Raw genomic sequence first — 26,258 nt, forward strand, 5'->3', positions numbered from 1 at the left:
TAATTTTTGTGGTATAATATAAAAGCTCTAAACTTTACAAGAGTAATGTCGATAATGGTAAGTGAGGTGTTAAATTGAAAGCGTCGATTTTAGCATTATTTACGGGTTTTTTGGTAGGCGTGATTTTCTCATTTTTAAAGCTGCCATTGCCTGCGCCAAACGTTCTTCCTGGTATTGCAGGAATCGTAGGCATATACTTAGGCGGTCAGCTATTTGTGTATCTGATGAGGCTTTTAGGCAGGTAAGCTTAAAAGACTCTCAAAGTAGGGGAAACAATATAAGTTAGGGGGTATATGGATGAGAAGTGTATTTTGGAGACTGATGCTTTCATTTATAGTTGTAGCTCTTATTCCTCTTGCAGGAACATATCACTATGTATTAGATGACAAAAGTGCCGGTGTATTTATCTTTGTAGCTGCAGCGTCGTTTTTATTGTCAATATTATTTTCAATATACATATCTTTTACGATTACGAAGCCTATATCAAGGCTTAAAGAGGGATTTAAAAAGCTTTCAGATGGCAATTTCAATGCCAATGTCGCAAAAGGCCGCAATGATGAGATTGGCTCTTTGATAGAAAGCTACAATCAGATGGTAGATAAGATTAAAGGCATAATCAAAAATGTCACTGAATTTGCAAAGAGTGCAGAAGCTACAGTAAGCAAGTTTACAGAGTCAATAGAGGAAGCAAATAATACATTTACTCAGATAGCCAAAGCAGTAGAAGAAATAGCGCAAGGTTCTTCCGAACAAGCGAAAGATGCTTCAAATGCGGCGGAAATGGCTCAAAAGATGGGTCAAAACATAGATGAATCTGCAAATTACTTTAAAGCTGTTGAGGAGTCTACAAACAATGCCAATAGGGTAAGCCAAAACGGCATAGAGACCATAAATTCGCTTAAGGAAAAGACGGCAGAGACGAAAAACTCCATCGATAGCGTCGTCACTGAGATAAACGAATTGCAGTCTAACTCAAGGCAGATAGAGAAGATCATAGAAGTAATCACAGGCATATCCGATCAGACCAACTTGCTGGCTTTGAATGCAGCTATTGAGGCTGCAAGAGCTGGTGAAGCAGGCAAGGGATTTGCAGTCGTTGCCGAAGAAGTGAGAAACTTAGCTGAACAGTCAAGGGAAGCTGCGGCTGAGATAGCAAAGATAATAAGCACTATAAAACAGAAGACAGACGCCACAGTGCAGCAGGCAAGCGCTGTTAAAGAAATAGCTGATGAGCAGTCAAATCAAGTAGAAACTACAGCACAAGCGTTTAACGAAATAAAGTCCTCTATCGATACAATAACGAAAAATACCCGAGTCTTGAATGATGCTGTAGTAGGTCTTACTGAGTACAAAAATGAGATAATATCATCTATTGAAAATATATCTGCAGTTTCAGAGGAAACTGCTGCATCGACAGAAGAAGTATCAGCGTCAACAGAAGAGCAGTCTAAATTCATACAAGACATAAAGGATAACCTTGAGAGCTTATTGGCTACTGTAAGAGAGCTTGACAAGGAGCTTTCAAAGATCACCGTCTCCTAATCCTGGCAAATGAGATCACAAACATAAGTCCAGCGGCTATTGCCAAAGCGATGCCGATAGTTTGCAGGCCTAAATCAAAGGCCTGTTTATTATTGCCTTGAATTATAGCCAGGACAGTCTTGTAGGAATACGCTCCAGGGACAAGAGGTATTATGCCTGGAATGACAAATATAGTTGTAGGGTATTTCTTCCTTTGAGCGAATATTTCCCCCATTATGCCTATTAAAAGCGATGCTATAAATGTAGCAGCGACGGTAGAAGGGTATATCTTCATGACGAGCAGGTAACCTGCCCATCCCACTGCACCTGAAAGCCCCGATACAACAATTGCGTCAATCGGCACATTGAATAGAAAAGCGAATCCTGCTGTTGCTAAAAATCCAAAGAAAATTTGCTGTATCATAATTTGCCTCCAATCACGTACCAAATGTTTAGAATGAATCCTACTCCAGCAGCTATACTTATGGCAGACATTCCAGCTTCAACGCCTCTTGACACGGCTGAAACCAGGTCACCCCATATAGCATCTCTGACTGCGTTCGTTATGGCCACTCCCGGCAGCAATGTGACGATTGATCCTATTATTATGCCATTTAAAGTGCCTATTGCAAAGTGAGAAAACCCCAAACCTAATAATGCAGCAAACGCACCGCCTATGATGTTTATTATGAATGTAGAAAGGCGCAGCCTTTCAAAATACGTGACAATACACTGCAGCATTGTAGCGGTTATAAACGTAGGGATGAAATCCCTTATGGTACTGCCTAAAAGCATACCAGATGATGCTGCAGCAACACCTGCGAAGAAAACTCTCAATAAGAAGCTGTATTTGCCTTTCGACCTAATCTTTATAAGTTCATCTGTGTATTTTGAAAAGTCAAGTGTATCTAAACTTTCCTTGCTAAATCTTCTGGACAAATCGTTGACAAGAGCAACTTTGTTTAAGTCGCTGTCCCTCTGTTTGACTCTCGTTATCGTCGTCTCTATTTTCCCGTTGTTTTCAATTGAAGCAAAGATGCCAGTGGGGGTCACAAATGTCTCCACCCTTTCAACTTTATTATTAAGCATCCTTTCTATAGTGTCTTCGCTTCTATACGTTTCGCCGCCATTTTCAAGTATCGTTTGCCCAGCTAATACAGCAAATTTCAGTAGATCTTCATGGTTCAATTGCCCACATTCCTTTCATATCTGAACTCACAAGACTATTATATATTATTTTAAGCTATAAAAAAATGATGAATTTGGCTTTACTGTGATAATGAAAAAAAGTATTTGAATTTTTATCGATATTTTGTCGAAAAATCGAGGCAAATACCGATGAAAAACGAACTTTATATAAAAAATAATGAATATAATTCGTGATTTTAGTTGATTAAAATTAGAATATCTGATAATATACTAAAGGGGATGTTGTTATACTATCAAAAAGGAGTGTTTAAAATGAAATCATACGATGTAATAATAGTTGGCGGTGGTCCGGCAGGACTTTTCACATCCCTGGAATTAGTGAAGGAAAATAGAGGACTTGACATATTGCTTTTGGAAAAAGGGAGAGACATAAGAGGTAGACTTTGCCCTATAAGTCAGTACGGCTCAAAGTGCACAAACTGCAAACCATGTTCTATAACTTGCGGCATAGGTGGTGCAGGTGCATTTAGCGATGGAAAGTTGACTTTGACATCTGACTATGGTGGGGTATTGGACGAGTATATACCAAAAGCGGAATTAAATGAGCTTATAAAATATGTAGATGATATTTATGTAAACTTTGGAGGCACAAAAGAAGTTCATGGCACTGATAAAGCTAAAATAAGGGAAATAGAAAAAAGAGCTGCTGCGGCAGACTTGAAATTAATACCTGCTGTTATAAAGCATTTAGGGACGGAAAAATGCTATGACATCATAAAAAATATAGAAGATTATTTGATGGATAAAATAGAGATAAAGACTAAAAAGATGGTCAAAGAGATATTGACAGAAGGCGGCAAGGCATGTGGCGTCATTACAGATGATGGGGAGAAGTACTACTCAAAGTATGTGGTAGTAGTGCCTGGCAGGGAAGGAGCAGACTGGTTTAAAAAGGAATCTGAGAGATTGTCGCTGGAGACTAAAAACAATGCGGTTGATGTGGGCGTAAGAGTAGAAATTCCTGCTGTTGTGATGGAGGACATAACCGATGTCGTCTACGAGTCAAAGTTTATATACTACTCCAAATCATTTGATGATAGGGTTAGGACGTTTTGCATGAATCCTTACGGGAAAGTAGTGGTAGAAAACAACGATGGTCTAAAAACCGTAAACGGCCACAGCTATAAAGACATAAAGACAGATAATACAAACTTTGCTATATTGGTAAGCAAGGAATTTACAGAACCTTTTAAAGAACCTATAGCTTACGGAAAGTACATCGCATCGCTTGCAAATATGCTGGGAGACGGTGTCATCGTGCAAAGGCTTGGAGATCTTTTGTCAGGGAGAAGGTCTACTCCGGAAAGGCTTAAAAGAGGGCTTGTAGAACCTACACTAAAAGATGCTACACCTGGTGATCTAAGCCTCGTGTTGCCGTACAGATTTCTCCAGTCTATAGTGGAAATGCTTAAGGCTCTTGACAAAGTATCGCCAGGTATCTATTCGAAACATACGCTTTTATACGGTGTGGAAGTTAAGTTTTATTCTTCGAGGGTGAAACTTACAAACAAATTTGAGACGCAAATAGAGAATCTGTTTGCTGCCGGTGACGGTGCAGGCATTACAAGAGGACTTGCACAAGCGTCTGTATCAGGCATCGTTGTGGCAAGGGAAATTTTAAATAGAGTAAAGTAGAGAAAGGGGCAAAATAATGTCAACGCTTGTAATAGTAGGTTCACAGTGGGGCGACGAAGGAAAAGGAAAAATAACAGACTATTTGGCTGAAAAAGCTGATGTGGTTGTAAGATATCAGGGTGGAAACAATGCAGGGCACACAGTTTTAAAGGATGGCGTTGAGTATAAACTTCACTTAATACCGTCTGGCATCTTGTACCCTGATAAGATATGCATTATAGGAAACGGCGTTGTTTTAAACCCTGGCTCTTTGATTTCTGAGATGAATGAATTGAAAAGTCAAGGAGTAGATGTAAAAAACCTCAAAATCAGTGACAGAGCCCATATAGTCCTTCCGTACCACATTAAACTTGATGAATTAGAAGAAGCTTCAAAAGGCGAGAATGACATTGGCACAACAAAAAGAGGAATTGGACCATGTTACATGGATAAATCGGAGAGAATAGGGATAAGGGCTTGCGATCTTTTAGATGCGGAAGTGTTTAAAGAAAAATTGATGATAAACGTCAAAAAGAAAAATGAGATATTCAAAAAGATATACGGCGCATCTGAAATGAGCTTTGAAGAAATATACGAAGAATACATTGAATACGCAAAGATACTTAAACCGTACATTGTAGATACGACATCATTGCTGTACGATTTAATAAAGGAAGGAAAGAAGGTATTGTTTGAAGGTGCACAAGGGACGCTTTTAGATATAGACTTAGGGACGTATCCTTATGTGACAGCATCACATCCTATATCTGGTGGAGTTACAGTTGGAGCAGGAGTTGGCCCCACAATGATAGATGATGTAGTAGGCATAGTGAAAGCATATACTACAAGGGTTGGAAAAGGTCCATTTCCGACAGAGCTTTTGGATGAAGAAGGAGATCTCTTGAGGGAAAAAGGACATGAGTATGGCACGACAACTGGAAGGCCGAGAAGATGCGGATGGCTTGACATTGTCATAGTAAATTACGCCATAAGGCTTTCTGGCATAAGGTCATTTGCGCTTACTAAACTTGATACACTCACTGGATTTGAAAAGGTAAAGATATGCGTAGGATATAAGCTAAATGGAACTATAATAAACACATTTCCAGCCAGCTTGAAAGATCTGGCCTCATGTGAGCCTGTGTACGAAGAATTGGATGGATGGACGGAAGACATCACAAATGTAGAAAGATTTGAGGACTTGCCGCAAAACGCCAGAAATTATGTAAAAAGGATAGAAGAGCTTACAGGTATAAATGCTTCTATAATATCTGTAGGGCCCGGAAGGGAAAAGACAATAATAAGACAGGAACTGATGAAATAACCATCAGTTCCACACAAAAATTTAAAAAAAGGTGTTGACACAGTCAACCTTACCTGGTATAATACATAAATGTCAGGGCGATAAATGCTGGCGTAGCTCAATCGGCAGAGCAGCTGACTTGTAATCAGCAGGTTGAAGGTTCGATTCCTTTCGCCAGCTCTGAATTTTAGGATTTCTAAATAAAAAAAGTGCTTGAAAAGTGCTTAAAAAATAAAAAGCGTAAAAGTGCTAATGCGAAAATGAAGGGGTATCCGTTAAATGGTGGATACCTTGTTTTATTTCTATTTCGATTTTTTAAAGTATGTAAAAATTATATCCTGACTTTCGCAGCAAAAAGGATAAAAAATGCCTATAAGTCCTTCTCAATGAAAACTTTCGGGCTTTATGTTTTTGTTTTGCTTTATACACTATTTGTTTTAATAGTTCTATTGGCTTTAAGTTTTCATATTGCTGTTTTAATACGACATCCTTCAGCTTACTTTTATCTTTATTATGCTTTGATCGAGTTCATGAAGTACATCTGCACAAATCTTTTTTCCTAATTCATTTAGAATTTTTTTAATTCTTCTTCAAATTTCAAATAGGTATATTTTTCACCAAATGATTCAATATTTTTTCTACAACAAGCAGGAATTTTCGAACTGTATGTTGAATTATCATCGTAAGACCTCACTGTCCTATTTGTTTTCTAACTCATCCTTTTGGGAGGAAGGTGAAGTCTTATTTCTACATTTCACTGCTATTTCCCTGCTTTTTCACCTAAGAAAATTTTACACTAAGATATTTCTATTGACATTCACAATAATATTTTACAAATCTAATATAATACTTTAATTATAACTTATTGTATTTATCAAAGTTTTATAAAATTTTAAAATTAAAAGGAATTTCTATATTTTTGTAGAAAATTATATTAAGAAATGTTATTAGATAAATAATAAAATTTAATGAAGGTGTTGATATTTATGAGTAATATATTGACCATTAAAAAAGAAATTGCTGAATCGCATGGGGAATCGTTACTTATAAATGTTAATCCAAATAAGAAAATTTTCAATAAAGCAATTAGTACTGAAAAGCTAATAAATATAAAAAAAGAAAATAGTTTTTGTTGTCATTGCTTAATAGTCTTATAGATAAAAGTCTAAGGTATAAATGTCTTCTTTTGGAAGGATACTTTTTTATTCTATGTGATAAAAACGGCTATATAATCAAACTTATCTGCGATGATAAACTTAATAATTATTTCAACACATTGCATTTTGCAGAAGGTAGCAGCTTAAGGCTTGAGGATTGTGGCACAAATGCAATTAGTATGGCTATGAAATATAAAAATCAAATTGAATTATGCGGTAAAGATCACTATTGTAAATTGTTCAAAGATTGGTATTGCACTGCTATACCAATAATTGATTATTATTGTGGAGAGGTAGTTGCATATCTTGATGTGTCGCGGATTAATGTTCCAAGCATTAAAGACCAAAGTGCTATTCTTAAAAATATAGCTATCTATATTGAAGAATATTTATCATATAGAAATAAAAATCTACCAATAATAAGTTCTAAACTTGATGATATGGACAAGTTAATTTTATCATCTTTAGTACGTAATGGGGTAAGAAAATTAGTAACATCAGAAATAGGCATATCAGATCGAACGTTGAGAAAACATTTAAATGAACTTAGCAGTTTATTAAACGTAGATAATGATTTAGAAATAGTTAGAGCTGCTATAAAAATCGGAATTATAGATATTGATGGAAATATATTATAAAATTTTTGTAAATATTAAAATTTTGATGTGCCGAAAACCGGAACCATTTTAAAAAAATTTAACAAAAAATATGCCGAATTTAGGAACTTCACAAATATTAGATTAGGGATTATAATAATCTCAAACAGAAGATGAATATTTAAGGTACGATACTCAAGTTAAATAAAAATAAGGAGGAATAAAGTATTATGAGTTGTTCATCTAAATATCAATGTCCGACACAACCGTTATCACCTACAGATTTTATTAATAATTATGTTGAATTTGCTAGATATGCAAGCTATCAATTAAAATGGCCAGTAGCTTTAATATTAGCACAATGGTCTATTGAGAGTAACTGGGGATTGGTAGACATATGTGATCCATGTAATAATCCTGCTAATACAGGAAGGCCAACAGGTAATTGTCCATGCACGCAATATTCTGATTTGTGTGATGGTGTAAGTATCGGCTATATTAGTTTTGCTCAAAATAATTATGATCATAGTGGGTCTGGAAAAACCTATGCTAATTTAGTTGCAGATGCCTTTAGTAGTGGATCATTTACTATACCAAATTCAAATAATTATGGGTGTTTGCCAGGGGCAGGTACTAATGTCATAGGAGATTTAAAACCTGCTTGTGCAGCATTAGGATCAAGTGGATGGGCACAAACAGATTATTGCTATTGCAGTGCTGGTACAGGTACATCTTGTTGTAATAATTCAAATTGGGCTGGACAAACATTGTATGAGAGAGCTATTAATTATTTTGCAGATTATGATTATATTGATACTACAACTACATATCCATCATGTTGCTAATTAAATCATAATCACATTAATGAAGCGCACCTCAAGTGCTATGATATTTGAAGGTGCATTTTTTTCTGTTGAACTAAATTAAACATAACCCTTTGTCAAAGATTTTATTAATGGAATTATAAAAAACTAATGGAAATAAGTGGGGATATACATTAAATAGGTAAAAATCCATCGGAAACATGGGTGTATAGATTAACGATAAAAAATGGCACTTATAGGTAGTAAATTTAAATTACATGTGGTAAACTATATATAATACATGATCCTCTGCATTGCAGATTGCTGCATACTTTAATATTCTACCATTTCCTTCGGTGTGTAAGGGAAATGTATAATTTAAGGGGAAAGGATAATGAATGTATTGCTTACAAAACATATAAAAAAATTATTATTTTTAACATTGTCTTTGATTTTGCTATTATTAACTAGTTATAGCTATATTAAATTTCAAAATGTTCATCAGAATAATAATATTAAGGATAGTTCATTTATAAATTCAACTATGCCTGAAATAGTCCATGCATCCATAGGGAAAATATCTATTTGGTCTTATACAGAAATCAAGAATGACATATACAAACATTCTATATATCCAGTAAAACCTACAGCAATTTATATTACAGACAACAATGTATTCAATTTAAACAATGCTAAAAAAATTGTTGAATTACCATTAAGTATTACAAAAAAAGGAATAAAAGACCCTATATATGTGAGAGTAATAAATATAACTCCAGCAAATAATAATTGGATAGTTGTTGAAGAGTATCTTTCCGGTAAGAATTGGAATCAAGGTTACGAAAAGTTAATAGGGATTAACATCGATTCCAAAAAACAAATAGATATTGCAGAGGGACCTAATACAGGTGGAAGCTTTTTTAATTATATTGTTTTTGGTAAATATGTTGTATATAATCTAAAATCTCTTAGTTCTGATAGTATAAATACTATAAGTAAAACATCCATACTAAATATTGATAATGGTAAAATAGAAAATTTACCTACAGTAATATATAATCCACAAACTGAACCAAATAAAGCAAAAAGTGATAATTCAAAATTCGAAATAAAAGGTAATACGTTATTTATTAATGGAATAAAATTTATACCAAATATTTAAATTATGTATGAAAATAACATAGTAGGCATTATAAAAATGAGCAGGGTTATTACTACTGCATTTACTAATAGAGCAAAAGAAGTAATTCCAGTTGCAGAAATAGAAGATGCAGTTAGATTGGCAAAATATTTGGGACGTAATAACATTTTGCTATGTGGAGAAAGAAATGGTGCTAAAATTGAAGGTTTTGATTTATCAAATTCTCATTTTGAATATAAGGTGGACGTTGTAAAAAAACTATGGAAAGAAATGCAAAAATTTACCACTTTAAAATAATATAGAAGGGAGTTTGAAATTATCATGGATGATGAAATTATAAAAACACTCCAAGAGAAAATGGATGTATTTGAAAAATGGTTATAGTCTGATTTAGACATAAAAGATACTAATAAAGATCGGGATCAAATAAAAAACTATATAGGAAACATATGGAGAAAATTGCAAAATGCGATTTTCTTAATGGAACAGGCAACGAATGTCTGTGTCAATGAGCAAAGTTGTAATAATGACTATAGTGATGTGTACAAGATAAGAGCTTTAGATGCTTATACAGATGCTATTTTAAGTTCATTACATGACTCATATGATATTTTAGCTAAAGCTTTATGTAATAAATATCATCTAAAAAATAGAAAAAGTGAATGCACATTTAACAGAATGTTTTATGAATTAAAAAATAAAAAGGACAAAAACGAGATAGAGCAAAAAATATTTTGTTTTTTTGATACAAATTTTTCTTACATTCATGACAATATTACCAATGTAGATAACAATTCAAAACATGAGAAAATGAATAAATACAATCTGTATGTAAATTTTTTACCAGATAATAAAGGAAATTTAATGAACATAGATGAAAATAAACTTATAAACCATCTTGATGAACTTAATAAATTACCTAATATTGTAGACGAATTTAATGACTTATCTAACAAACTCGTGAAAACTGTGGGCTTAATATGTGATGCAATAGAAGAGTTTTTTAATAAAGTTTCTGAATAAGAGATAAATATTTGATTTGAAATATTATGTACATAACTATTTGTAAATAGATTTAAAATATGGCATGGATTTTTCATTTTCGCTTTGGACTCAAATCAAAAATCCGAATTTATAATGCACCTCTGCTTATTCTTCGCAGACGTGCTATTTTTTAGAAGCTTGAAGCAAAGGGGAATATATTCGAAAAATAGTCAAAAAATTTTTAAAATTCTATTGACATTTTACTTTTTATATGCCATAATATAATTGAAGGTGGAAATAAAAAGTTTTTTAAAGGTGGATTAGTTTTAAATTGCAAAAAGGGGAATGTCAGTAACAAATAAAAAAAGGTGGATGTATTTCCACTAAAGAGATAAAGGTGGCGTGACCAACCACCTTTATTTCTTTTAGCAGCTAAGGAAAGAGTCTGTCCAGGACAAAATTCGTGAAATCCATGCAAAGTCTCATGATATTTACGGAGCTCTTAAAATTACAAAGGAACTACATAAAACTGGAGAGATCATCTCAGAAAGAACTGTAGGTAAATATATGAAGGAAATAGGCTTAAAAGCAAGGTATATCAAGCTTTATACAGTTACAACACGTAACTCAAACTTCAGTAGTTCTCTTGAGAACATCTTACAGTTACTCAAAGAAAGGGTGTTCTTGGGATAATGCCTGCATAGAGTCCTTTCATTCACTAATTAAACGTGAATGGCTAAATCAATATAAAATCAGAGATTATGATCATGCTAGAAAGTTAGTGTTTGAATATATTGAGACCTTTTATAACACTGTACGAACTCATAGCCACTGCGACTATAAATCGCCAGATCAGTATGAAGCACAATACTTGAAGAAGGCAACAAAATTTATTGGGTAAGCAATAAATATGCATAAAGACATTCTCTGCTTGAAATTCATAATTTAATATGTACGGAAATACTAGGGAATAACTTGCTCATTTTAATTTGTACTTTTTCTTGACATAGTACCAGTATTAATAACAGCGAAAACAATACAAAGAGCAAGCTATTTAAAAAAGATGTCAACAGAAAAATACAGTGTACTTCAAAGGATAAGAAATGGAGTGGATGGTATTCCATCAATACTAAGACGCAAATATCATGTAGATGTGATATCTGTGAGGGGATTAGTGTGCTCAAAAATCTGGTTTTCATTCAAAATAGGAGCTATAAACGCAAAAAAAGTACTAAAAATGATAGCGGAAATGGCTGCGACTTTATGTAATAAAATCAAAGTCAGATTTATTCTTACAGAATCAGGTAAAAACCAAGCAAGGTTATTATTAGCAGCTTAAAAAATGCTTCTTATGACACTTGAATCAATACATCCATTGTATTATAGAAATTATTTCTATGACTCTACCTTGTATCCATAGCCCCATATTGTAGTAATGTCAAACTCACATCTGCTATTTTGTAGTTTCTTTCTTATTCGTTTTATCATATCATCTACTGCTCTAGTTTTTATATCTAAATCACATTTCCATACTTCTTTTAGAAGTTGTTCTCGTGTATATGCTTTATTTGCATTTTTTGAAAGGTACAATATAAGATCAAATTCTTTTGATGTAAATTCTATTTCTTTCCCTTTATGTAGTATTCTTCTCTCATCAAGCACAATTAATATATCCTTAATCTTTATTTTGTTAGTGTTTTGAGGTGCATTTGTTCTTTTAAAAATAGATTTTATTCTCGCTATAAGTTCTCTTGGTGAAAATGGTTTTGAAATATAATCATCTGCTCCAATTTCAAAACCCACTATTTTGTCTATATCATCTCCTTTCGCTGAAATGATTATTATCGGCACATCGCTGGTCATTCTTATTTTTTTGCAAAGCTCATACCCATCTATTCCGGGTAACATTATGTCTATGACTAACATATCAGGTTTGTCTTTATCAAAATAGGCAAGAACACCTTCCGCATTATCAAATGTTTTTACGCTGTATCCTTCTTTTCTAATATACATACTTACCAATTCTCTAATATTTTTATCGTCATCAACAACATATATAAGCTTTGACATGTTTACACCTCCTCCAAAAGTTAATATAGAATGTTTTTAAAAAAGTTCCTTACCAGCGGGAGGAGACTGGTAAAGAACTATTTAACTTTATTTACATTTTATTGTGCATTTGAACTGCTCATAAGTTTTACTTTTGTACTCATGGTCCTGCCATTTCTCCAGAATGTAACAGTTATCGTGTCGCCAACTTTATGCTTAGATATTATGCTTTGCAGTGCGTCAAAAGTCTGTACTTTTGTTCCATCTACTGCCGTTATTACATCTCCTGCTTGAAGTCCAGCTTCATCAGCACCACTTCCTTGCTGTACTTGCGCTATATAAAGTCCAACCGGTATGTTGTACTGCGCTGCATCTTGTTGGGTTACTTCCTGTACGCTTACACCCATCATTGGTCTTTCTACATATCCATGTTTTATAAGCTCATTTATTATAGGTTTCGCTTCATTTATCGGGATCGCAAATCCCATTCCCTCGACAGGTGTACTTTGACTCTGGAACATTCCAAATGAACTTTGCGTACTATTATCATCTGTAGATGTCAACTTCACACTTGTTATTCCAACAACTTCACCATTGCTGTTGACTAAAGGTCCACCGCTGTTACCAGGATTTATAGCTGCATCTGTCTGAATGAGGTTAACTGGTCCGTAATCGCTTTGAAGATTTCTGTTAAGACCGCTTATTATGCCTGCTGTAACTGTACCTGCAAAGCTTTCACCGAGAGGATTTCCTATGGCAACTGCCAGATCTCCTACTTCCAGTTTTGACGAATCACCTAATTTTGCAGCAGTTAAATTTGTAGCGTTAATTTTTAATACTGCCAAATCAGTATTAGAGTCTTTCCCTATCAATTGTGCGGAAAATTTCCTACCATCAGATAAGCTAACCGTTATAGTTGAAGCTCCTTCGATAACATGATAATTTGTAACTATATAACCCTGTGAATCAATTATAATACCCGAGCCACTCCCTTCAGACACAAAAGCACTTCTAAAGCCATTAGAGTATGTTGCACTAGTATCAATTCCAACAACAGAAGGACTCACAATCTTAGCTATATTCACAATCAAGTTAGAGTTGCTATTATTAGACGATAGTGGCAAATATCTGTTTATAACTTGCGTTTTTTGACCTGAATTGGTGTATACCATGATTCCTCCAACAATACCACCACCGATAAGTGCTGCAATAAGAGCAACAACTATAAATGATGCTAACATTCTTCTTCTAAATCTTTTTATTATCTTGCCTACACTTTTTTTGCTATTTTCCAAATCATTTTTTGCATTTTCTTCATCATTTTTGTCCTGGTAATCATTTGTCATAGAAACTTTGTGTATTTTATTTAAATCATTATTTGTAAAGTTTTCTGTAACAACATCATCTGCATTTTCGTTTAAATTTTCCATGTCATTCTCATTTAATCTTTTTGTTTGCTCATTTTCAATATCCATATACTTATCGCCTCCTTCACATTTGTATACTCTTTTTTAGCGCATCCATAATTGACTAATAAAAATTAATTTAAAAAGTTTGCTTCCGCAATTAAAATTATTATATAGGATTTTATAAATACAATGTGAAAATTTTGTGAAACTTGTGTGAAAATAAAAAATATTAGATAGCATTACAAAATACTATCTAACTATATATGAGAAAATTTACCGACATAAATGTTAAGGTTATCGTTCTTACCCGGGGAGGTCTGAATGATATGCTCAAGGTAAGAATAAATTTTCTCCATGAGTAAACTATATCGTGAGGTATAGTTGAGCGTTCAGAAGTCATTTCAAGTCATAGTACTGTTTGAACCTACCGAAAGGATAGGTAAGGGAACGACTTGACGGTAGTAATTAAGTAGATATTAGGATAGACTGTTCATGTTTGAAAGCTGTCAATCCTGATAGGGACTGCCTAACAGAAAATATAGTGGAACTCGAAGATAAAGGTTAGGAGTACTTAGTGAAATCTACGCCTAATATATGGAGGTAATCTCACTTATTTATTTATCGAACCGCCGTATACCGAACGGCACGTACGGCGGTGTGAGAGGACGGCGGTTAGTCACTGCCTCCTACTCGATTTCTATAATTTATATTGTTTTTTATATTGCATAGGAGATACTCCTGATACAGCCTTAAATGTTCTGCTGAAACTGGTTAAGTTATTATATCCAACCATCTCGCATACGGTACTTATCTTATATTTACCTGTCGCAAGTAGTTGCTGAGCTACAGAAATTCTTTTCTTATTTAAATATTTGATTATGGTAAAACCAGTAACTTTTTTGAAAAGATGCCCAAGATAATATGGACTTATATAAAACTTTTCAGCAAGAGAAGAGAGTGTTATATTATCCATATAGTTATCGTTAATATAAGATATAATAGACAAAATTCTTTCATTGCTTACATTACTATCTGTTTGCATATTATAATTTTCGACTTCTCTATTTAAGAGGATGAAAAGTTCTTTTACAAGTAATTTTACTCTCTCTTTTGAAAACTCGTCATTAAGTTGTTTTTCATGTAATAGCGAGAGAAAAATATTATTTATTTCAGCGTTGTTCAAGGATATTTTGCTTGAGACAGTAGTAAAAAAATTAACTGCCTTTGTGCCAGAAATGGATGAGTCAAAATATTCTTTGCTGAGATTTATAACAATCCTCTCATAATATTTTTCACCTGTATCTGTAACCCTGTGAAGTTCAAAAGGAGAAATAAATAATAGATCATATTTTTTTATATTATAGAGTTTATCTTTTATGAAATAAGTAACATTATTTGATAGGAAAAATATCAATTCAAAACAGTCGTGATAATGTATTTCATCCATTTTATATGGTGACTGATCTTTTGAATGTAAAATGTATATGGGATCATTGATTTTAGCAAAAACTGTACTCATAAAATTACCTCCTAACTATATTTTATATATTTTGTTACAGATGTAAAGCAATTTTAGTAAAAATTTTTTAGGAAATAACAATAGAAGTAATGAAATAATATAAAAATTGATATATAATAAAAACATCAAAAGATAAAAAACAAAATTTTCTAAGAGTTTAAAACGTTGTATGATAGTTCTAAAAGGTATTACGCACTAGAGAGACAAGTTAAATTAATTAACAATTTAGTATAAGAACGTAATCAATTAGAAATTTTATTTAAAAAATAATAGAAGACCAGCTAGTAAAAGTCAATAGGTTTTAGAAAGAAATTTAAAATTTTTTATGTTGTAAAAAAGGGTATAGCAAACAAACCCAATTAAGAGCCAAACTTTGAAAATTTAATATGGTTAATAGCTATTTCCAAGTATAGTGCAAGACTTTAAGCAGCTTTATGAATGTTTTGATATTGTAGTTTGTGTTCATCAGGTGTCTTTAATACAAAAGGCTTATTATCTCTTAGAACAGCAAATACAATATCTGAAATCTTGTGCATAATTGCTCCAAGAGCTACTTTTTTAGGTTTCGATTCCTTCTTTTTCTGGTAATAATCATAAAGTACAGGATTTATTGCTGTGCCATTTCTTTTAACCCTTACAGAAGCTAAAGCAATGACATAGAGAACACGCCTGGCAATTTTAGAACCTCTTTTGGACATTTTATTGTCAGTACCTTTAAAATGGCCAGATTCATTAACAGAAGGATCCACACCAAAATATGCAAAAAGCTGCTTAGGCTTTCTAAATGCTGAAAAATCGCCTATTTCACACATAAGAGTAACCGCTGATAGAAAACCAACACCAGGTATAGAATCGAGGTAATAAATTTGCTGTACAAATTTCTCAGACTTATTTTCATCCACAAAAGCCTTGATTTTAGATAATATTAGATTAATCTTTTTATCAAATTCTTCTATGAAATAAATATACACTTTTAGTACGTCATAGACAGAAGGTAAATTATACCTGAAATTCAAAGCATTTTTAGCAGCTTTAAACAACTTATCATACTTAGCTTTAGCATAATTCAAGCCTTTTCTGGATGACGTTGAAATAAGCTTAACTATTTCATCAGTTTGAGCATTAATGACATCTTCTGGTGTTGGAAATCTTTTTAACAGAGAGATAGCTGCAATTCCAGTAACATCAGAGAAAACATTGCAAAAACCAGGGAAAACAATATGCAATTGAGCTTTAAGCTTATTCACATAAGAAGTATGATTATCGACAAGGCTATAGTACTCTCTGCATAAACATCTAAGATTTAAAATTAACTCAGCGGGCATAACAGAAACCTTAGTATCAGGCGAATAACCAGTAACAGCAATACGTTTTGCATCAAGTCTATCATTTTTCACTTTTCTTATACCAATATTTTTGTTAGAATTAGTAATGAGAGGATTAATAACAAAAACCTCAAATCCTAATTCTTTTAGGTGGCAGAAGAGTGGGAAATGGTAGATTCCCGTAGACTCCAGAAATATCTTAGATTTCATGGAGAATTGCTCTTCTGCCTTTTTAATTGACAGAGCAGCATTTTTAAGGGAATCAGCATTATCGTGATCAACCTTAAATGGCTTTTTAAACTCCCTTCCATCAGGTGTCAAGATGCAAAACCAGCTAAAATCAGCAGCGACATCAATACCGACACTAATATAATTAGGCAAAAAACTCATAAAATAACAACTCCTTTAAGTAAAAGTGAATAAGAATATCCATTCTATTTAGTGAGTAAACAACCTAGCATGTGACGCGGGTATCCCGAAAAGCCGGTCCCAACCAGCCAAAACATAAATCCTCACTAAATGGAATAATTAGCTATTTCACGGGTATAGACCGTAAGGACGATCTCCCAGGAGGTGATACATTTATCCTCTATTCAGAGAAGATTGTACACAAAGTTAAAGCTTAAGTCTATACCGGCTTAAAGGATATCCCAAATTATTTATTTAAAAGCGTCTTAAATGACTTTTAAGATGTGACATATAAAGTCATTTAAGACAAGATATGCATAATATGGGAGTTGGGCATTAGAATAAACCCGAACATAGAAAGGTCATATTAAATTATTGTTCGGTGTATTAACTCCCGATTTGATATAAAACATGTAATTTTGTTACAAATATATTATACTAGGAGGGATAAATAATGAAATTTAAGTTAAGTGCTTTTGCTGATGAAATATCACAAGACTTGGATGTTCAATTAAATACATTGAAAAGGTTTAATATAGACTATATAGAGGCAAGATGTATTGAGAATGTACCATTGATTGAGTATAGTACGGAAAGCATTAAAGAATTTAAGAAAAAATTAGATTATAACGGAATAAAATTATCATCACTGGCTTCTCCAATAGGCAAGATATCTATAAATGGGGATTTAAAGACTCATTACGAAAAATTTAAAAGAACGGTTGAAATTGCAGAAATTTTAAGCGCACCTTATATAAGAATTTTTTCGTTTTTTATTGATAAGGATTTTGTACCTGGAGATTTTAAGAATAAGGTAATAGACGAGTTAAATAAATATGTAGAGTATATAAAGAACTGTGATGTTGTGCTTCTTCATGAAAATGAAAAACATATTTTTGGAGATACAGCTGAAAGATGTTTATATATTTTTGCAAATATAAAATCAAACAAATTGAAAGCGGTATTTGATCCTGCAAATTTTATACAGTGTAATGAAAAAGAACTTTATAAAGTATACAGCAAGTTAAAGCCACATATTGAATACTTTCATATAAAGGATGCTTTGCTTTTCGAAGGTAAGGTAGTTCCTGCAGGTCAAGGAGACGGAGAAATTCTACCTATAGTAGAGGATGCTTACAAGAGTAATTTTGACGGATTTTTATCTATCGAACCACATTTAAATCATAGTTTACCAGGTGGGGGAGAAAAAAACTTTGAAATAGCATATAAAGCACTTAAAGACATATTAACTGCAGTCGAAAGGGAGAGATAAAATTGATAAAACATAAGTTTGCTATAATTGGATGTGGTGTAATTGGAAAAGTACATGCTGAATGTTTAACATATATTGAAAATGCGGAACTTGTTGCAGTATGTGATGTAGTAGAGGAAAGAGCTAGAGCTTTAGGAGAAAAATTCAATTGCAGTTATTATACGGATATTGAAAAAATGCTTAGGGAACAAGATGATATTGAAATTGTGAATATTTGTACACCAACTGGTCTTCATGCAGAATGCGGAGTTATTTGTGCAAAAGCCGGAAAGCATATAATTTGTGAAAAACCTATTGATGTAAATGAGGAAAATGCAGCAAAACTAATAAAAGTTTGTGAAGATGCAGGTGTTAAGCTGTCAGTAATATCTCAGCACAGATTTGATAAGGGTGTTGTAGAACTCAAAAAGGCTGTGGAGAGAGGAGAAATAGGGAAGCTTTATTTTGGAGGTAGCTACACAAAGTGGTACAGAAGTCAAGAATATTATGATAGCGGAGAGTGGAGAGGCACCTGGGCGTTAGACGGTGGTGGTGCATTAATGAACCAGTCCATCCATTATGTGGATCTTTTACAATATATAATGGGACCTATTGAGGAAATATATGCATCATGCGCTTCTATAGGGCATGAGAGGATAGAAGTTGAAGACGAGGCTATTGCAACAGTTAGGTTCAAAAATGGTGCTATAGGTGTTATTGAAGGCACTACAAATGCATATCCAGGACTTTTTACAAGACTTGATATATACGGTGAGAAAGCTTCAGTGGTCATTGAGAATGATAAAGTAGTATTGTGGAAATATAAGAATGGTACAGAGAAAGAGGTAGTAGATAAGGACAGAAACATAATAGCGGGCTCATCAGCAAAAGATATAAGTAATTATTCTCACATACTTCAGTTTAAGGATGTTATTGAGGCTATAGAGGAAAATAGGAAACCAAAAGTAGATGGATATGAAGGTTTAAAACCTCTGAAAATAATACTTGCAATATACAAATCCAATAGGGAAAGAAATCCAGTGAAGCTTTAAGATTCATAATCCTAAAATTTAATAATTAGCATAGAGTAATGAGTTGTTATTTGAAGTTGATATTAGAGTGCAATGTTATATTTAGATTGCAAGTTAGATGAGAGAGGGATTAGGAGCTTTATAATTGCTTCGATTTTGCAGATTAGCTATAAATAATCAAGAAAAAGGCAAGCCTAAAGTTGTTATTTTTAAGAATAGATATAAATGCGTCAATATAGAAATTAATATTGATATGAAGATTATATAAGAAATTCAATAGATAATGTTGATTGGGTTCAAGGAGGTGAAATCGTTATTATAATAAATTTAAAATAAAAGGAATCGGAACGAATTCTGAATTGTCTAAAATAATTTAATAGGAGTGAGAAAAATGCATACAAAAAAGATTTATTTAGTTCTCTCTATAGTTTTGACTTTCTTACTAATTATTAGTGGACTTACGGGTTGTGGGACAAGTAAATCAAGTAATGGTGTTAAAACATTAAACTTTGTATGGTTTTCTGACGGTAATGAAGGTAAAGTAATGAGTGAAATAGCAAAGGAATATGAAGCAAGCCATAAAAACATAAAAATAAATATGATAGAAGTTCCATTTAATGATGAGATATCAAAGATAAAGACAATGATATCAGGTGGTGATCCGCCAGCACTCGCTAGAATTGCCAGTGCTAATATTGGTGATGTTTCAACTTATGCAGTAGATTTATCACCTTATGTGGGTGGAATAAATAACTTTTCTTCACAATTTGTAGATTCTATAAAGCCCTATTATATAGAGGGAAATAAAATTATTGCTGCTCCAAGTGATGTTACAGTCAATGCCCTAATATATAATAAGACATTGTTTGATAAAGCAAAAGTGAGTGTTCCAACATCGCCAGATAGTATATGGACTTGGGATCAATTTGAACAATCTATAAAGAAAGTTTTAACGTATGGTGGAGCAAAAATAGGATTAGTTTGGGATGTTACACCGTTTAGGTGGTCGACTATTCTTTATGAATTTGGTGGAAGCATTTTCAATAGCGATGGGACAAAATGCATAATTAATAATAGCAATGGTGTTGCTGCACTTAATTATTTTATTAAGCTTCACCAAGACGGTGTAATGCCAAAATCTGTCTGGCTAGGTGGTGATAATCCTAATGATCTTTTTAGATCAGGACAAGCGGCTGCAGATTTAGCAGGCAATTGGGTACTTACAAGTTACAAGGATATAAAAGATTTTGAATGGGGTGTAACATATTTACCTAAAGAGATAATTAGATCATCTGTGCCAGGTGGTAAATTTTTGATGGCATTCAAGGGTTCAGGCGTTGAAAAAGAGGCAGCCGATTTTATTAAGTATTTATCGTCTAAAGAAGTTAACTCGAAGTATTGTGAAAAAAATTTGTTTATGAGCCCAAGGGTAGATAGCCAAAATTTAAATTATTCATACGGAAATGAATTTTTTAAAATTTTTGAAGACGAACTAAAAAATTCTTCAGTTAAAGCTTCAAATGATTGGGCAAGAACAAATATTACATCGAAAATGCAATTGGACTTAAAAAAAGCAATCACGGATACATTACAAGGCAATTCAACTGCTAAACAAGCATTAGATAAGGTAGCTAATATAACAAATAAAATAATCGAAGAACAAAAAAAATAAAAGGAAATATCAAAGTTGTTATTTAAAATTCGAACCAGATTTAAAATTTAATTTATAAATCTGGTTCGAAAAAGCTTTATTAGACTAATAGTATATTGTTATGTATAAATATATGAGGAAATTTTATAATTAACTTTTTTATTAAAATATGATTTGAGTGTCATAAGAAGCATTTTTCTAAGCTGCTAATAACAACTTTGCTTGAGTTTTACCTGGTTTTTTTATGAATGAAAAATACTTTTGATACCTTAATCAAATATATCAATATATTTACAGTTTATTCATAGTTATAATATTATATATTGGCACTTTGTTTTTAATTTTTGAATTATGCAATTTCCATATATAAATAAATTTATTAATCTGTTGAGGTGAAATAATGAAAAATAATTCTAAGAAGTATTATTTACAACAAAAAGCTATACCTTATTTATTTATTCTTCCAAATGTATTAATCTTTTCAACATTTGTTATAATTCCTGCTTTTTTTGGTGTATTGTATTCATTTACCAATTTTGATGGATTGTCAATGAAATTTGTAGGAATAAAAAATTATATAGCACTTTTAGATGATACTGACTTTTGGAATTCTATAAAGTTAACAATCATATTTGTTGTAATTGTTGTTCCAGGCATTTATGTTTTCTCTTTATTTTTAGGTATGATATTATCAAAAGAATTTAGAACAAAAGGGCTTTTTAGGGCTATATTTTATTGGCCTACGATGATATCTCCAATAATTGCGGGACTAGCGTGGAAATGGCTATTAAGCGAAAATATTGGGATAGTTAATTATTTGCTTGTATTATTTGGATTTCATAAGATAGCTTGGTTAACGAACAGTGTTAATGCCAATATATCTGTTGTAATTGCAACTTTATGGAGTAGAGTAGGGTTTTATATGGTTATATTTATAGCTGGAATACAAAGTATTCCTACAAGTTATTATGAAGCTGCTTATATTGATGGTGCAAATAATTTTCAAGCATTTTTTAGAATTACACTGCCATTATTAAAACCGACCAGTTTTCTAGTAATTGTTCTTTCAGTGATAGATGCATTTAAATCATTTCCATTAGTTTTATCATTGACTGGAGGCGGACCAGGTACAGACACTACTTACATTGTACAATATATTTATCAAACCGGTTTTCAAAAGAGTGAATTGGGTTATGCTAGTGCGATGTCTGTAATTTTATTTATAATAATAGGCTTTTTTACAATATTGCAATTTAGATTAAATAAAGGTGGTGCGATTTAGTGAATATTGATATTTTAAAAAAAGACATCAAAATGATTTTATTAATTGTTTTAGCTTTGATATTTTTAATACCAATAATATGGGTAGTTATTTCATCATTTAAAAATAATACTGATCTATATAAATGGCCGCCAGACATTTTTCCAAAAACTATAACATTTAATAGCTATACTGTGGCATTTGAAAAAGGTAATTTTGGTTTGTTTTTTTTCAATAGTACTACTGTTTCTATATTATCAACAATAATTACTATTATAATAAATACTATGGCAGGGTATGCATTTGCAAAATATAAATTTAAAGGTGATAATGTTATATTTTTAATATTTATTTCTACATTAATAATACCTTTAGAAGTTATTATGATACCAATATTTTCCGTTATTAGAAAGCTGGGATTATACAATAATTTGTTGGGGATCATAATACCGCCAGCTGCAACACCGACAGGAGTATTTTTGGTAAGACAATATTTATTGAATGTTCCTGATGAATTAATTGAAGCTGCAAGAATTGATGGTGCTAATGAATGGAGTATTTTTTGGAAGCTAATTTTTCCTATATCTATGCCTGTGGTATCTGTTTTAGCTATATTTTCATTTATGTGGAGGTGGAATGATTTTTTATGGCCTTTGATTGTAATTAGTGACCCTTCAAAATATACTATTCAGTTAGCAATATCTAACTTTATAGGTGAATTTAATATTGATTGGAATAGTTTATTAGCTATGTCGGTTATTACCATGATACCTGTTTTGATTATATTTATAATATTTCAAAAACAATTTGTTAGTGGAATGGTAACGTCGGGATTAAAGGATTAAACTTTTTACATCTTTGGTAGGTATTTTATATAAATATATCATTTTAAAGTGGGGGTTTTTATGTCAAAGTATATAATGGCATTAGATCAAGGCACCACAAGTTCAAGGGCAATAATCTTTGATCACAGTGGCAACATAGTTGCATCACTAAACAAGGAGTTTACGCAGATATATCCTAATCCGGGATGGGTTGAACACGACCCTATGGAGATTTTGGATTCTCAGATAGAAGTGGCCAAGGCGGTGCTTGAAAAAACTGGGATTAAGGCAGAAGAGATTGCAGCAATCGGCATCACAAATCAAAGGGAGACGACTGTAGTCTGGGATAAAAACACAGGCAAGCCAGTGTACAATGCCATAGTGTGGCAGTGTAGGAGGACTGCACCTATCTGCGATGAAATCAAAAGCAACGGGTTTGATAAGGAAATTCTAAAGAAGACTGGTCTTGTAGTAGATGCTTATTTTTCAGGTACGAAGATAAAATGGATACTTGACAATGTGGAAGGTGCCAGGGAAAAAGCGGAAAATGGCGATCTTTACTTTGGAAATATTGATAGCTGGTTAATTTGGAATTTGACTGGTGGAAAAGCGCATGTGACAGACTATTCCAATGCTTCTCGCACGATGCTTTTCAACATATATGAATTGAAATGGGATAAAGACATATTAGAATATCTTGACATTCCAGAATCGATGCTTCCTGATGTTAAACCGTCCAGCTATGTATACGGATACACAGATAAAAGCATATTTGGAGTTGAGATACCTATAGCAGGTGATGCAGGCGATCAGCAAGCAGCATTATTTGGTCAAACCTGTTATGACAAGGGAATGGCTAAGAATACTTATGGAACCGGATGCTTTATGCTTATGAATACAGGTGAAAAGGCGGTTCCATCCAAGAATGGTTTGCTTACTACGATAGCATGGGGTATCGACGATAAAGTGGAATATGCTTTAGAAGGAAGCATATTTATAGCTGGTGCTGCTATACAGTGGCTAAGAGACGAGCTTAAAATTATTGACAATTCACCACAAAGTGAAGAATACGCTCAAAGAGTTAGCGACACAAATGGAGTATACGTAGTACCGGCATTTGTAGGATTAGGTGCACCTTACTGGGATATGTATGCGAGAGGCGCGATTTTAGGGTTAACAAGAGGTGTGAAAAGAGAGCACATAATAAGGGCGACTTTAGAATCTTTGGCATATCAGACAAGAGACGTCTTAGAGGCTATGCAGGATGATTCTGGCATAAAGCTAAGTGCGTTAAAGGTTGATGGTGGAGCATCTGCGAATAACTTCTTGATGCAGTTCCAGGCAGACATACTTGGTGTGCCTGTAGACAGACCTACTGTCATAGAGACGACTGCATTAGGCGCATCATATCTTGCAGGTATTGCTACAGGCTTCTGGAGCGGCAGAGAAGAAGTAGCAAAGAATTGGGGAGTTGACAGGCATTTCGAGCCTAACATGGATGATGAAACAAGAGAAAAACTCTATGCAGGATGGAAAAAAGCTGTAGAAAGGTCTATGAATTGGGCTGATTAAGTGGTATAATTAAATTAACAAACAAAAGATACAATTGAATATTAGGATGGCGGAGATTAGGAGAGCCATATATAACCGGAGAGCCGGCTATATATGGCTTTGTCTTTTTTAAGATTAATTTTGGTAGCTGAAAGGGATGGTAAAATGTACGACGTCATAATAATCGGTGGCGGTGTAGTAGGTTCATCAATTGCCAGAGAATTATCTAAATACGATATTAAAGTTCTGCTTATAGAAAAAGAAGATGATGTTGCATCAGGTGGTGCATCAAAAGCCAATAGTGCTATACTTCATGCGGGATACGATCCAGTGCCTGGCACATTGAAAGCCAAACTAAATGTAAGAGGAAACGAAATGTTTGATGAGCTTTGCAAAGATTTAGATGTTCCAATGAAAAGAGTTGGTTCACTTGTTGCCGCATTTTCGCAAGATGAAGTAGAGAGCCTTTATAAATTGTATGATAGAGGGTTAAAGAATGGCGTCAAGAATATGTCTATTATATCTGCAGATATGGTTAAGGAAATTGAGCCAAACATAAACGATACAATTGTTGCTGCTTTATATGCAAAGACAGCGGGTATTATATGCCCTTACGGCTTTGTGATAGCTTTGGCTGAAAACGCTGCACAAAACGGCGCCGAATTTGTATTTAATCAAGAAGTCATATCTATAGGCAAAGAAGGCGATGTTTTTACAGTAAAAACGCAAGACAGAGAATATTTTGGCAAATACGTAGTGAATGCAGCAGGACTATATGCAGATGTGATAAATAACATGGTAAGCGATAAACGCTTTTCAATTCATCCGAGAAAAGGCGAATATTTGATTTTAGATAAAGAGGAAGGCTATTTGGCAAATACAGTTATATTTCAAGTGCCCACGAAGATGGGTAAAGGGATACTGGTATCGCCGACTGTCGACGGCAATCTGCTTATAGGTCCTACGTCTGAGGACATATTCAATAAGGAATTTCGCAAGACTACTTACAAAGGATTGGAGAAGGCCATAAAAGGTGCGAAAAAGAGCGTTGAAAAATTTAACGAAAGGAAGACGATAACACAATTTACCGGTGTAAGGGCTGTACCAGATGTAGATGGCGAAGATTTTATTATAGGAGAGTCAGATGTTAAAGGATTTATAAATGTGGCAGGTATCGAATCACCTGGTTTTACATCATCACCAGCAATTGCAGAGATGGTAAGGGAAATTCTCAAAGATGCTGGACTTAATATGGTTGAAAAAGATAATTTTAATCCTAAGAGAAAGCCTGTCATACGCTTTAATGAATTGACAGATGAAGAAAGAAATGAACTGATAAAGAGAGAGCCTGCTTATGGAAAAGTCATTTGCAGGTGCGAAACAGTGACTGAGGGTGAAATAATCGATGCTATAAGAAGGCCTGTTGGAGCTAAAAGCATTGACGGCGTAAAGAGGCGTGTCAGAGCTGGCATGGGAAGATGTCAGGGAGGATTTTGCAGCCCAAGAGTGTTAGAGATTTTGTCGAGAGAGCTTAATGTAGATCCGCTTAACGTTACAAAATTTGGCGGAAGGTCAAATATTTTGACGGCTAAAGCGAAAGAATACCTTATAAATTCGTACAAGGAACTATTAAAAAGCGGGGTGTAGACG

At 33.4% G+C, this 26,258-nt stretch carries 25 protein-coding genes, 1 tRNA gene and 2 pseudogenes; 21 read left to right on the forward strand and 7 right to left on the reverse strand.

The window, feature by feature from the left end; translation table 11 throughout:
• Positions 1 to 74: 74 nt before the first annotated feature.
• Both GSH73_RS00185 and GSH73_RS00190 read left to right on the forward strand, forming a co-directional pair.
• Positions 75 to 245: a XapX domain-containing protein gene (locus tag GSH73_RS00185; RefSeq protein WP_014757462.1), complete on the forward strand. Its 171-nt coding sequence runs from the start codon at positions 75 to 77 to the stop codon at positions 243 to 245.
• A 52-nt stretch (positions 246 to 297) separates the two neighbouring features.
• Positions 298 to 1,542 carry a methyl-accepting chemotaxis protein gene (locus tag GSH73_RS00190; protein WP_014757461.1) on the forward strand — a complete coding sequence of 415 codons (1,245 nt, stop codon included), beginning with the start codon at positions 298 to 300 and terminating at the stop codon, positions 1,540 to 1,542.
• Here the strand turns inward: GSH73_RS00190 and GSH73_RS00195 are convergent.
• Both GSH73_RS00195 and GSH73_RS00200 read right to left on the reverse strand, forming a co-directional pair.
• Positions 1,529 to 1,945: a threonine/serine exporter family protein gene (locus GSH73_RS00195; RefSeq protein WP_014757460.1), complete on the reverse strand. Its 417-nt coding sequence runs from the start codon at positions 1,943 to 1,945 to the stop codon at positions 1,529 to 1,531. The two genes, GSH73_RS00190 and GSH73_RS00195, sit on opposite strands and share 14 nt — an antisense overlap.
• Positions 1,942 to 2,709: a threonine/serine exporter family protein gene (locus tag GSH73_RS00200; protein ID WP_014757459.1), complete on the reverse strand. Its 768-nt coding sequence runs from the start codon at positions 2,707 to 2,709 to the stop codon at positions 1,942 to 1,944. Before GSH73_RS00200 ends, GSH73_RS00195 begins: the two co-directional genes overlap by 4 nt.
• Before the next feature lie 273 nt (positions 2,710 to 2,982).
• On the opposite strand from GSH73_RS00200, the gene GSH73_RS00205 reads away from it, so the two are divergent.
• From GSH73_RS00205 to GSH73_RS00215, 3 genes are all read left to right on the forward strand, one after another.
• Positions 2,983 to 4,365, forward strand: a complete 1,383-nt coding sequence (locus tag GSH73_RS00205) for an NAD(P)/FAD-dependent oxidoreductase (RefSeq protein WP_014757458.1) — start codon at positions 2,983 to 2,985, stop codon at positions 4,363 to 4,365.
• Between the two features lie 16 nt (positions 4,366 to 4,381).
• Positions 4,382 to 5,668, forward strand: coding sequence for an adenylosuccinate synthase (locus GSH73_RS00210; protein ID WP_014757457.1), 1,287 nt, complete (start codon positions 4,382 to 4,384; stop codon positions 5,666 to 5,668).
• Between the two features lie 86 nt (positions 5,669 to 5,754).
• Positions 5,755 to 5,827: transfer RNA gene (locus GSH73_RS00215), tRNA-Thr, on the forward strand.
• Positions 5,828 to 6,147: 320 nt separating this feature from the next.
• Here the strand turns inward: GSH73_RS00215 and GSH73_RS00220 are convergent.
• A pseudogene (locus tag GSH73_RS00220) lies at positions 6,148 to 6,328 on the reverse strand (ISLre2-like element ISTxy1 family transposase); the annotation flags it as partial.
• A gap of 448 nt (positions 6,329 to 6,776) precedes the next feature.
• On the opposite strand from GSH73_RS00220, the gene GSH73_RS00225 reads away from it, so the two are divergent.
• The 8 genes and pseudogenes from GSH73_RS00225 to GSH73_RS00260 all read left to right on the forward strand — a co-directional run bounded on the left by GSH73_RS00225 (position 6,777) and on the right by GSH73_RS00260 (position 11,667).
• On the forward strand, positions 6,777 to 7,442 hold the full coding sequence (locus GSH73_RS00225; RefSeq protein ID WP_233432510.1) for an AsnC family protein: 666 nt from the start codon (positions 6,777 to 6,779) through the stop codon (positions 7,440 to 7,442).
• Between the two features lie 188 nt (positions 7,443 to 7,630).
• Complete coding sequence (locus tag GSH73_RS00230) at positions 7,631 to 8,245, forward strand: glucosaminidase domain-containing protein (RefSeq protein WP_014757454.1); 615 nt, start codon at positions 7,631 to 7,633, stop codon at positions 8,243 to 8,245.
• Between the two features lie 352 nt (positions 8,246 to 8,597).
• Entirely contained in the window at positions 8,598 to 9,365 is a 768-nt protein-coding gene (locus GSH73_RS00235; protein ID WP_014757453.1) for a hypothetical protein, read from the forward strand.
• A gap of 36 nt (positions 9,366 to 9,401) precedes the next feature.
• Positions 9,402 to 9,641 carry a 2-phosphosulfolactate phosphatase gene (locus GSH73_RS00240; RefSeq protein WP_014757452.1) on the forward strand — a complete coding sequence of 80 codons (240 nt, stop codon included), beginning with the start codon at positions 9,402 to 9,404 and terminating at the stop codon, positions 9,639 to 9,641.
• 162 nt (positions 9,642 to 9,803) lie between these two features.
• Entirely contained in the window at positions 9,804 to 10,367 is a 564-nt protein-coding gene (locus GSH73_RS00245; protein WP_014757451.1) for a hypothetical protein, read from the forward strand.
• Between the two features lie 417 nt (positions 10,368 to 10,784).
• Positions 10,785 to 11,021: pseudogene (locus GSH73_RS13800) on the forward strand (IS3 family transposase); the annotation flags it as partial.
• Positions 10,975 to 11,229 (forward strand): integrase core domain-containing protein, encoded by a 255-nt coding sequence (locus tag GSH73_RS13805; RefSeq protein ID WP_160175232.1) that lies wholly within the window; start codon positions 10,975 to 10,977, stop codon positions 11,227 to 11,229. The pseudogene GSH73_RS13800 and the gene GSH73_RS13805, both read left to right, overlap by 47 nt.
• Positions 11,230 to 11,391: 162 nt before the next feature.
• Entirely contained in the window at positions 11,392 to 11,667 is a 276-nt protein-coding gene (locus tag GSH73_RS00260; RefSeq protein WP_014757450.1) for a transposase, read from the forward strand.
• A gap of 56 nt (positions 11,668 to 11,723) precedes the next feature.
• On the opposite strand, the gene GSH73_RS00265 is transcribed toward GSH73_RS00260, so the two are convergent.
• From GSH73_RS00265 to GSH73_RS00280, 4 genes are all read right to left on the reverse strand, one after another.
• Positions 11,724 to 12,398, reverse strand: a complete 675-nt coding sequence (locus GSH73_RS00265; RefSeq protein ID WP_014757449.1) for a response regulator transcription factor — start codon at positions 12,396 to 12,398, stop codon at positions 11,724 to 11,726.
• Positions 12,399 to 12,496: 98 nt separating this feature from the next.
• The gene (locus GSH73_RS00270; protein WP_014757448.1) at positions 12,497 to 13,852 is read right to left on the reverse strand and encodes a S1C family serine protease; all 1,356 of its coding nucleotides are present in this window, start codon (positions 13,850 to 13,852) and stop codon (positions 12,497 to 12,499) included.
• Between the two features lie 631 nt (positions 13,853 to 14,483).
• The gene (locus tag GSH73_RS00275; protein WP_014757447.1) at positions 14,484 to 15,305 is read right to left on the reverse strand and encodes an AraC family transcriptional regulator; all 822 of its coding nucleotides are present in this window, start codon (positions 15,303 to 15,305) and stop codon (positions 14,484 to 14,486) included.
• Positions 15,306 to 15,727: 422 nt separating this feature from the next.
• Positions 15,728 to 17,020: an IS110 family RNA-guided transposase gene (locus GSH73_RS00280; RefSeq protein WP_014757434.1), complete on the reverse strand. Its 1,293-nt coding sequence runs from the start codon at positions 17,018 to 17,020 to the stop codon at positions 15,728 to 15,730.
• Positions 17,021 to 17,492: 472 nt separating this feature from the next.
• Here GSH73_RS00280 and GSH73_RS00285 point away from each other — a divergent pair, with 472 nt between their 5' ends.
• The 8 genes from GSH73_RS00285 (at position 17,493) to GSH73_RS00315 (ending at position 26,255) form a co-directional block, all read left to right on the forward strand.
• Entirely contained in the window at positions 17,493 to 18,311 is an 819-nt protein-coding gene (locus tag GSH73_RS00285) for a sugar phosphate isomerase/epimerase family protein (protein ID WP_014757444.1), read from the forward strand.
• A 2-nt stretch (positions 18,312 to 18,313) separates the two neighbouring features.
• Positions 18,314 to 19,342, forward strand: coding sequence for a Gfo/Idh/MocA family protein (locus tag GSH73_RS00290; protein ID WP_014757443.1), 1,029 nt, complete (start codon positions 18,314 to 18,316; stop codon positions 19,340 to 19,342).
• 124 nt (positions 19,343 to 19,466) lie between these two features.
• A complete protein-coding gene (locus GSH73_RS13620) occupies positions 19,467 to 19,589 on the forward strand; it encodes a hypothetical protein (protein WP_267889029.1) in 123 nt (40 codons plus the stop codon).
• A 123-nt stretch (positions 19,590 to 19,712) separates the two neighbouring features.
• A complete protein-coding gene (locus GSH73_RS00295) occupies positions 19,713 to 20,993 on the forward strand; it encodes an ABC transporter substrate-binding protein (RefSeq protein WP_014757442.1) in 1,281 nt (426 codons plus the stop codon).
• A 379-nt stretch (positions 20,994 to 21,372) separates the two neighbouring features.
• A complete protein-coding gene (locus GSH73_RS00300) occupies positions 21,373 to 22,254 on the forward strand; it encodes a carbohydrate ABC transporter permease (RefSeq protein ID WP_014757441.1) in 882 nt (293 codons plus the stop codon).
• A complete protein-coding gene (locus GSH73_RS00305; protein WP_014757440.1) occupies positions 22,254 to 23,078 on the forward strand; it encodes a carbohydrate ABC transporter permease in 825 nt (274 codons plus the stop codon). The genes GSH73_RS00300 and GSH73_RS00305 overlap by 1 nt, the downstream gene beginning before the upstream one ends.
• 60 nt (positions 23,079 to 23,138) lie before the next feature.
• Positions 23,139 to 24,629, forward strand: a complete 1,491-nt coding sequence (gene glpK / locus GSH73_RS00310) for a glycerol kinase GlpK (protein WP_014757439.1) — start codon at positions 23,139 to 23,141, stop codon at positions 24,627 to 24,629.
• A gap of 144 nt (positions 24,630 to 24,773) precedes the next feature.
• On the forward strand, positions 24,774 to 26,255 hold the full coding sequence (locus GSH73_RS00315) for an NAD(P)/FAD-dependent oxidoreductase (protein ID WP_038069650.1): 1,482 nt from the start codon (positions 24,774 to 24,776) through the stop codon (positions 26,253 to 26,255).
• Positions 26,256 to 26,258: the final 3 nt, after the last annotated feature.

The organism is Thermoanaerobacterium aotearoense, from assembly GCF_009905255.1.
In the GTDB taxonomy this organism is placed as follows: Bacteria; Bacillota; Thermoanaerobacteria; order Thermoanaerobacterales; family Thermoanaerobacteraceae; genus Thermoanaerobacterium; species Thermoanaerobacterium aotearoense.

Excerpts from the sequence above, each read along its gene's own strand:
- GSH73_RS00300 (WP_014757441.1), top strand. The coding sequence starts at position 21,373 with ATGAAAAATAATTCTAAGAAGTATTATTTACAACAAAAAGCTATACCT.
- GSH73_RS00315 (WP_038069650.1), top strand. The coding sequence starts at position 24,774 with ATGTACGACGTCATAATAATCGGTGGCGGTGTAGTAGGTTCATCAATT.
- glpK (WP_014757439.1), top strand. The coding sequence starts at position 23,139 with ATGTCAAAGTATATAATGGCATTAGATCAAGGCACCACAAGTTCAAGG.
- GSH73_RS00280 (WP_014757434.1), bottom strand. The coding sequence starts at position 17,020 with ATGAGTTTTTTGCCTAATTATATTAGTGTCGGTATTGATGTCGCTGCT.
- GSH73_RS00190 (WP_014757461.1), top strand. The coding sequence starts at position 298 with ATGAGAAGTGTATTTTGGAGACTGATGCTTTCATTTATAGTTGTAGCT.
- GSH73_RS00235 (WP_014757453.1), top strand. The coding sequence starts at position 8,598 with ATGAATGTATTGCTTACAAAACATATAAAAAAATTATTATTTTTAACA.
- GSH73_RS00270 (WP_014757448.1), bottom strand. The coding sequence starts at position 13,852 with ATGGATATTGAAAATGAGCAAACAAAAAGATTAAATGAGAATGACATG.
- GSH73_RS00295 (WP_014757442.1), top strand. The coding sequence starts at position 19,713 with ATGCATACAAAAAAGATTTATTTAGTTCTCTCTATAGTTTTGACTTTC.
- GSH73_RS00265 (WP_014757449.1), bottom strand. The coding sequence starts at position 12,398 with ATGTCAAAGCTTATATATGTTGTTGATGACGATAAAAATATTAGAGAA.
- GSH73_RS00230 (WP_014757454.1), top strand. The coding sequence starts at position 7,631 with ATGAGTTGTTCATCTAAATATCAATGTCCGACACAACCGTTATCACCT.
- GSH73_RS00195 (WP_014757460.1), bottom strand. The coding sequence starts at position 1,945 with ATGATACAGCAAATTTTCTTTGGATTTTTAGCAACAGCAGGATTCGCT.
- GSH73_RS00285 (WP_014757444.1), top strand. The coding sequence starts at position 17,493 with ATGAAATTTAAGTTAAGTGCTTTTGCTGATGAAATATCACAAGACTTG.
- GSH73_RS00240 (WP_014757452.1), top strand. The coding sequence starts at position 9,402 with ATGAGCAGGGTTATTACTACTGCATTTACTAATAGAGCAAAAGAAGTA.
- GSH73_RS00205 (WP_014757458.1), top strand. The coding sequence starts at position 2,983 with ATGAAATCATACGATGTAATAATAGTTGGCGGTGGTCCGGCAGGACTT.
- GSH73_RS00210 (WP_014757457.1), top strand. The coding sequence starts at position 4,382 with ATGTCAACGCTTGTAATAGTAGGTTCACAGTGGGGCGACGAAGGAAAA.
- GSH73_RS00275 (WP_014757447.1), bottom strand. The coding sequence starts at position 15,305 with ATGAGTACAGTTTTTGCTAAAATCAATGATCCCATATACATTTTACAT.
- GSH73_RS00260 (WP_014757450.1), top strand. The coding sequence starts at position 11,392 with ATGTCAACAGAAAAATACAGTGTACTTCAAAGGATAAGAAATGGAGTG.